The sequence below is a fragment of the Micromonospora globispora genome (genome assembly GCF_003857015.1).
Lineage (GTDB): Bacteria > Actinomycetota > Actinomycetes > Mycobacteriales > Micromonosporaceae > Micromonospora > Micromonospora globispora.
The window spans coordinates 1-6,690 of the sequence record NZ_QGGF01000119.1; the positions used below are offsets into that span (position 1 = coordinate 1).

Here is a 6,690-nt window from a genome sequence, read left to right on the forward strand (position 1 = left end):
GTCCCGCAGGCCGCTGGCCCGCTCGGCGGCGGCCACGCAGATCCGCTCGTCGGCGCGGCGCAGGTAGAGCTGGGCGCTCTCCCCGGTGGCGTCCCGCAGCGCGGCGAGCAGCGGCTCGGCCGCGGTCAGCAGCACGTCCGGCGCGGCGTTGGCCAGCTCGCCGAGCCGGGGCCCGGGGCGCCAGCGCCCCTGGGTGTCCCGGACCAGCATCCGGTGGATCTCCAGCGCCTGTGCCAGCCGGTGCGCGGTGGCTCGGGGCAGCTTGGTGCGTTCAACGAGTTCGGCCAGGCTGGCGCCGTCGACACAGGCGGCCAGGATGACCACCGCCTTGTCGAGAACGCCGACACCGCTCATACTGTGTCCCACAAGCCGAAACTTACCTCCCAGAATTTAGGATGTCCAGATGGTGGGAGTCACTCAACCGAGGACCCTGGCCGAGAAGGTCTGGGACGCGCACGTCGTGCGGTCCGTCGAGGGTGAGCCGGATCTGCTCTTCATCGACCTGCACCTGCTGCACGAGGTCACCAGCCCGCAGGCCTTCGACGGGCTGCGGATGGCCGGCCGCCGGGTCCGCCGTACCGACCTGACGGTCGCGACCGAGGACCACAACACCCCGACCGGGTACGCCGACCCGGCGTTCCGCGAGCGCCGCGGAGACCTGCTCACGATCGCCGACCCGACCTCGCGCACCCAGATCGAGACGCTGCGCCGCAACTGCGCCGAGTTCGGCGTACGGCTGCACCCGCTGGGCGACGAGAACCAGGGCATCGTGCACGTCATCGGCCCGCAGCTCGGCCTGACCCAGCCCGGCATGACCATCGTCTGCGGCGACTCGCACACCGCCACCCACGGCGCGTTCGGTGCGCTCGCCTTCGGCATCGGCACCAGTGAGGTCGAACACGTACTGGCCACCCAGGCGCTGCCGCAGGCCCGCCCGAAGACCATGGCGGTGAACGTCACCGGACAGCTCGCCCCGGGCGCCACCGCCAAGGACCTGGTGCTCGCCCTGATCGCCCAGGTCGGCACCGGCGGCGGCCGCGGCCACATCGTGGAGTACCGGGGCGAGGCGATCCGGGCGCTCTCCATGGAGGGCCGGATGACCATCGCCAACATGTCCATCGAGTGGGGCGCCAAGGCCGGCATGATCGCGCCGGACGAGACCACCTTCGCGTACCTCAAGGGGCGGCCGAACGCGCCGCAGGGGGCGGACTGGGACGCCGCGGTGGCGTACTGGAAGACGCTCCCCACCGACGAGGGGGCGACCTTCGACGCCGAGGTGACCCTGGACGCCAGCCGGATCACCCCGTTCGTCACCTGGGGCACCAACCCCGGTCAGGGCGCCCCGCTGGGCTCGGCCGTGCCAGACCCGGAGGAGTTCGTCACCGACTCCGAGCGGACCGCCGCCCGACGCGCCCTCGAGTACATGGACCTGACGCCCGGCACGGCGCTGCGCGACCTCGCCGTCGACGTGGTCTTCGTCGGCTCCTGCACCAACGGCCGACTGGAGGACCTGCGCGCCGCCGCCGACGTGCTGCGCGGCCACAAGGTCGCCGACGGCGTACGGATGCTGGTGGTCCCCGGGTCCGCCGCGGTGCGGGAGGCGGCCGAGGCGGAGGGGCTGGACAAGGTCTTCACCGACGCCGGCGCCGAGTGGCGCTTCGCGGGCTGCTCCATGTGCCTCGGAATGAACCCCGACACGCTCTCGCCGGGCCAGCGCTCGGCCTCGACCTCCAACCGCAACTTCGAGGGCCGCCAGGGCCGGGGCGGGCGTACCCACCTGGTGTCCCCGCCGGTCGCCGCCGCCACCGCCGTGGTCGGCCGGCTGGCCGCTCCCGCCGACCTGTAGAAGGGCAACCGCTCCCGATGGACAAGTTCACCACCCACACCGGCACCGCCGTGCCGCTGCGCCGTTCCAACGTGGACACCGACCAGATCATCCCGGCCGTGTACCTCAAGCGGGTGACCCGGACCGGTTTCTCCGACGGGCTCTTCAGCGCGTGGCGGGAGGACCCCACATTCGTGCTCAATGATCCCGCCCATTCGGGCGCGTCGATTCTCATCGCCGGCCCGGAGTTCGGCACCGGCTCCTCACGGGAGCATGCCGTCTGGGCGCTGCGGGACTGGGGCTTCCGGGCCGTCATCGCTCCGCGCTTCGGTGACATCTTCCGCGGCAACGCACTCAAGGAAGGTCTCCTTCCGGTGGAGCTGGAATTGAAAGCCGTCGAGGAACTCTGGGATCTGGTGGAATCCGACCCGACAACTCCGGTCACCGTCGACCTCACCGCCCGCCAGGTCCACGCCGGGGACGCCACCTGGGCCTTCCCGCTGGACGACCACAGCCGTTGGCGGCTGATGGAGGGCTTGGATGACATTGGACTCACCCTCCGGCACGAGGCGCAGATCAGTGCCTTCGAGGCGGCCCGGCCGTCGTTCCTGCCCTCGGTCGCATAGCCGTACGCCCCGCCGTACATCGGTTTTCGCCCCCACCGGCCCGGCCGGTGGGGGCGAATCCGTTGGGACACAAGGGCTTTTTTCCATCGAATGTTTGTGTCCCGGCAGCACAGGGCATACCGTGCGCGCAGAATGGCTCGCGTCGAGTCAGTTGCACAATCGGGAGGAAGTCGTGAACAAGGCCGAGCTCATCGAGGCGCTCGCCGTTCGCCTGGGGGACCGGAAGACGGCGACGGCCGCGCTCGACGCGGTCCTCGCCGAGGTCCAGGGGGCGGTCACCAAGGGCGAGAAGGTGGCGATCACCGGATTCGGAGCGTTCGAAAAGCGCGTCCGGGGCGCCCGAACAGCGCGCAACCCGCGGACCGGCGAGGCGGTGAAGGTCAAGAAGACCTCCGTCCCGACCTTCCGCCCGGGCGCCGGCTTCAAGGAGATGGTGGCCAGCGGCAAGGTGCCGAAGAACACCCTCGCCGCCAAGAAGACCGCCGCGGCGGGCGCGAAGGCCGCCGGCGCCAAGGCGGCCGCAGCGAAGGCTGCTCCGGCGAAGAAGGTCGCCGCGGCCAAGGCCGCGCCGGCGAAGAAGGCCGCCGCGGCGAAGAAGGCCGCCCCGGCGAAGAAGGCCGCTGCGGCGAAGAAGGTCGCTGCGGCGAAGAAGGTCGCCCCAGCCAAGAAGACCACCGCGGCGACCAAGACCACCGCGGCGAAGAAGACCACGGCGGCCAAGAAGACCACCGCCGCCAAGACCACGGCGGCCAAGAAGGCGCCCGCGAAGAAGGCTCCGGCCAAGAAGGCGGCCGCCCGGCGCTGACCGCCCCGACCCGAAGGGCGTCCACCCGTCGTGGTGGGCGCCCTTCCGCGTGTACGCCGGGGCTCACGCCCTCGGCGACGCCTGGCGGGCCGCCGACCGACCCGACCCATTTTGGCCGGCTTCGGTCCTACAGCCGGTCGGCGGCGACCAGCCGGTGGCCGGAGAAGGCGAGCAGCCAGCCACCGCCCTTCGGGGTGGTGAAGTCGTCCGCCCGACCGGTCAGCCGCTCCAGGGCGCCCGGGATCACCTTTCCCTGACTGCACACCGCGACCGGCGCCCCGGCGCCGGCCAGCTCGGCCAGGCAGGCGGCGACGGCCAACGCGCACTCCTCCTGCTGCTGACCCGGTTTCGGCTCGTCCAGGTCGCCGACCACCTCGATCGGCAGGTCCAGCAGGGCCGCCGCCGGGTCCAGGGTCTGCACGCAGCGGCGGGCCGAGGCGGACAGCAGGCGTACCGGGCGGACCAGGGCGACCAGCTCGGCCAGGGCGTGGGCCTGCGCCCAGCCGGTGGCGTCCAGCGGCCGGCCGGTGTCCGGCCCGGACCAGGTGGCCCGCTTGCCGGCGTGCCCGTGCCGGACCAGCGCCACCACGGCGGTGACCTGCGGCAGCGCCGCGAACGCGCCGAGCACCTCCGCGTCGTGCGGGTAGCTGACCAGGCGTACGGCGTCGTCGACGGGGAGCCAGCGCACCTCGTCCACCTCGGTGTCCGGCTGGAAGCCGCCGTTCGCCGCGGCCCGCATCGACCAGTAGTCGACCGCCTTGGCCCGGCCCTCACTGCGGTAGTGGACGGTCGAGAGGCGTACCTGCGGCACCGCCCGCACGTCCGTCTCCTCGGCCACCTCGCGGACCGCCGCCAGCAGCGGGTGCTCACCGGACTCCAGCTTGCCCTTGGGCAGCGACCAGTCGCCGTACCGGGGGCGGTGCACGAGACAGACCTCCACGCCTCGGGCGCCGGGCCGCCAGGCCACCCCGCCGGCCGCCCGGATCTCCACCGGCTCGTCGTCCGTCATCGGATCACCGTAAGCCCGGCCGGAGCGCGCCGTGGGCCGCTCAGCTGGCCGTTCCGCCCACCCGGTGCAGCAGCAGCTCCTGCAGGTCCGCCAGCGGCACCTCGTCGGTGCCGGTACGCCGGGTCCAGGTCCCGTCCGCGGCCAGCTCGAACGCCGCCACCTCCGGGCTGAACGCGGCGGTCAGCACGTGGTCCAGTTCGGCCCGGGCCACCGGGTCGCTCACCTGCACCAGCGCCTCGACCCGCCGGTCCAGGTTGCGGTGCATCAGGTCGGCCGAGCCGATCCAGAACTCGGCGTCGCCGTTGTTGCCGAACCGGAAGACCCGGGAGTGCTCCAGGAACCGGCCGAGGATCGAGCGGACCCGGATGTTCTCCGACAGCCCCGGCACCCCCGGCCGCAGCGTGCACATGCCACGGATCAGCAGGTCCACGTGGACCCCGGCCCGGGACGCCCGGTAGAGCGCGTCGGTGATCTCCTCGTCCACCAGCGCGTTCACCTTGAACTGCACCAGCCCGGGCATGCCGAGCCGGACGTGCGCGATCTCCCGTTCGATCCGCTCGATCAGGCCGCTGCGGATGCCCTGCGGCGCCACCAGCAGCCGCCGGTACGCGGTCTGCCGGCTGTAGCCGGTCAGCACGTTGAACAGATCCGTCAGGTCGGCGCCGATTTCCGGGTCGGCGGTGAGCACCCCGAAGTCCTCGTAGAGCCGGGCCGTCTTCGGGTGGTAGTTGCCGGTGCCGAGGTGGCAGTACCGGCGGATTTGGTTGCCCTCCTGGCGTACCACCAGCGCGGTCTTGCAGTGCGTCTTGAGGCCCACCAGGCCGTACACGACGTGGCAGCCGGCGCGTTCCAGGGTGCGCGCCCAGCCGATGTTCGCCACCTCGTCGAAGCGAGCCTTCAGCTCCACCAGCACCACCACCTGCTTGCCGGCGGCGGCCGCGTCGACCAGCGCGTCCACGATCGGCGAGTCGCCGCTGGTCCGGTAGAGGGTCTGCTTGATGGCCAGCACGTCCGGGTCGGCGGCGGCCTGCTCGATGAAGCGCTGCACGCTGGTGGCGAACGAGTGGTACGGGTGGTGCACCAGGATGTCCCCGTCCCGCAGTGTGGCGAAGACGCTGCGCGGCACCTCACCCTCGACGAGCCGGGGGTGGGTGGCCGGCACGAACGGCGGGTCCTTGAGCTCGGGGCGGTCCGCCTCGCCGTACACCTGCCAGAGCGCGGAGAGGTCGAGCAGGCCACGGACCCGCAGCACGTCGTGGCTGTCCATGTCCAGCTCGCGGACGAGCAGCTCCAGCATGTGGTCGGAGATCGAGGCGGCGACCTCCAGGCGGACCGGTGGGCCGAACCGGCGCCGGGCCAGCTCCCGTTCCAGCGCCTGGAGCAGGTCCTCGTCGCGGTCCTCGTCGACCTCCACCTCGGCGTTGCGGGTGACCCGGAACAGGTGGCACTCCACCACCTGCATGCCGGAGAAGAGCTGCCCGAGGTGCACCGAGATGAGGTCCTCGACCGGCAGGAAGCGGACACCCGGCTGGTCCCGGGCCACCCGCACGAAGCGCGGCACGTTGTTGGGCACCTTGACCCGGGCGAAGAGCTCCGAGCCGCCGTCCGGGTCCCGAACCGCGACGGCCAGGTTCAGCGACCGCCCCGAGATGTACGGGAACGGGTGCGCCGGGTCCACGGCCAGCGGGGTGAGCACCGGGAAGATGTGCTCGCGGAACCAGGTGCGCAGCCGCTCCCGCTCGGCGTCGTCCAGGTCGGTCCAGCGCAGGATGCGGATGTCCTCGGCGGCCAACTTCGGCAGCACGTCGTCGACGAAGCAGGCGCCGTGCCGGGCGGCCAGGTCGGCGGTCTTCTCCGAGATCAGCTCCAGCTGGGTACGCAGCGGCAGCCGGTCCCCGCCGCGAACCGGCAGGCCGGCGGAGAGGCGGCGCTTCAGGCCGGCGACCCGCACCATGTAGAACTCGTCCAGGTTGCCGGCGAAGATGGCCAGGAATTTCGCCCGCTCCAGCAGCGGGGTGCGCGGGTCCTCGGCCAGCGCCAGCACCCGGGCGTTGAAGTCGAGCCAGGAGAGCTCCCGGTTGAGGAAGCGGTCCTCCGGCAGCGGTTCGGCGGCCGGCGGCTCGACGTCCCTGGCGACCGGCGCGGCGGGGCCGGTGACCGGGTCGAGCACCTCCTCCAGCCCCGCCGAGGCGGCCGCGACGTCGGTGCCGGGGGACTCGGGCGTGGCGGGAACGGTCTCCCCCGAGGCGCGGAACCGCCCCTCGGCGTCGCGGGTGCGGACGCCGTTGCGGGGCTCGGCCGGGTCGGTGGCGTGCGGCGGACGGGCAGCGTGTTCGCGAGGGGTGCTCACCACCCCATGATTCCCCGATTCAGGTGAACGGAAAATGAACTCCGGCAGGGTGGCTCAGGCCATCGTCGGCAACGT

6 protein-coding genes are annotated in these 6,690 nt (G+C 72.3%); 3 read left to right on the forward strand and 3 right to left on the reverse strand.

Features of this window, described 5'->3' with window-relative positions; all coding sequences use genetic code 11:
* The coding region (locus DKL51_RS04330) for a helix-turn-helix domain-containing protein (protein ID WP_148097722.1) at positions 1–354 on the reverse strand (354 nt) is incomplete at its 3' end.
* Between the two features lie 49 nt (positions 355–403).
* Here DKL51_RS04330 and leuC point away from each other — a divergent pair.
* The 3 genes from leuC to DKL51_RS04345 all read left to right on the forward strand — a co-directional run bounded on the left by leuC (position 404) and on the right by DKL51_RS04345 (position 3,256).
* Positions 404–1,846, forward strand: coding sequence for a 3-isopropylmalate dehydratase large subunit (gene leuC / locus DKL51_RS04335; RefSeq protein WP_124811749.1), 1,443 nt, complete (start codon positions 404–406; stop codon positions 1,844–1,846).
* 17 nt (positions 1,847–1,863) lie between these two features.
* On the forward strand, positions 1,864–2,451 hold the full coding sequence (leuD, locus tag DKL51_RS04340) for a 3-isopropylmalate dehydratase small subunit (protein WP_109947054.1): 588 nt from the start codon (positions 1,864–1,866) through the stop codon (positions 2,449–2,451).
* A gap of 172 nt (positions 2,452–2,623) precedes the next feature.
* Entirely contained in the window at positions 2,624–3,256 is a 633-nt protein-coding gene (locus DKL51_RS04345) for an HU family DNA-binding protein (protein ID WP_109947053.1), read from the forward strand.
* Between the two features lie 127 nt (positions 3,257–3,383).
* Here the strand turns inward: DKL51_RS04345 and DKL51_RS04350 are convergent, their stop codons facing one another.
* Together DKL51_RS04350 and DKL51_RS04355 are read right to left on the reverse strand one after the other, a co-directional pair.
* Positions 3,384–4,265: an NUDIX hydrolase gene (locus DKL51_RS04350; RefSeq protein ID WP_109947052.1), complete on the reverse strand. Its 882-nt coding sequence runs from the start codon at positions 4,263–4,265 to the stop codon at positions 3,384–3,386.
* A 40-nt stretch (positions 4,266–4,305) separates the two neighbouring features.
* On the reverse strand, positions 4,306–6,615 hold the full coding sequence (locus DKL51_RS04355) for an RNA degradosome polyphosphate kinase (RefSeq protein ID WP_185734701.1): 2,310 nt from the start codon (positions 6,613–6,615) through the stop codon (positions 4,306–4,308).
* Positions 6,616–6,690 lie beyond the last annotated feature (75 nt).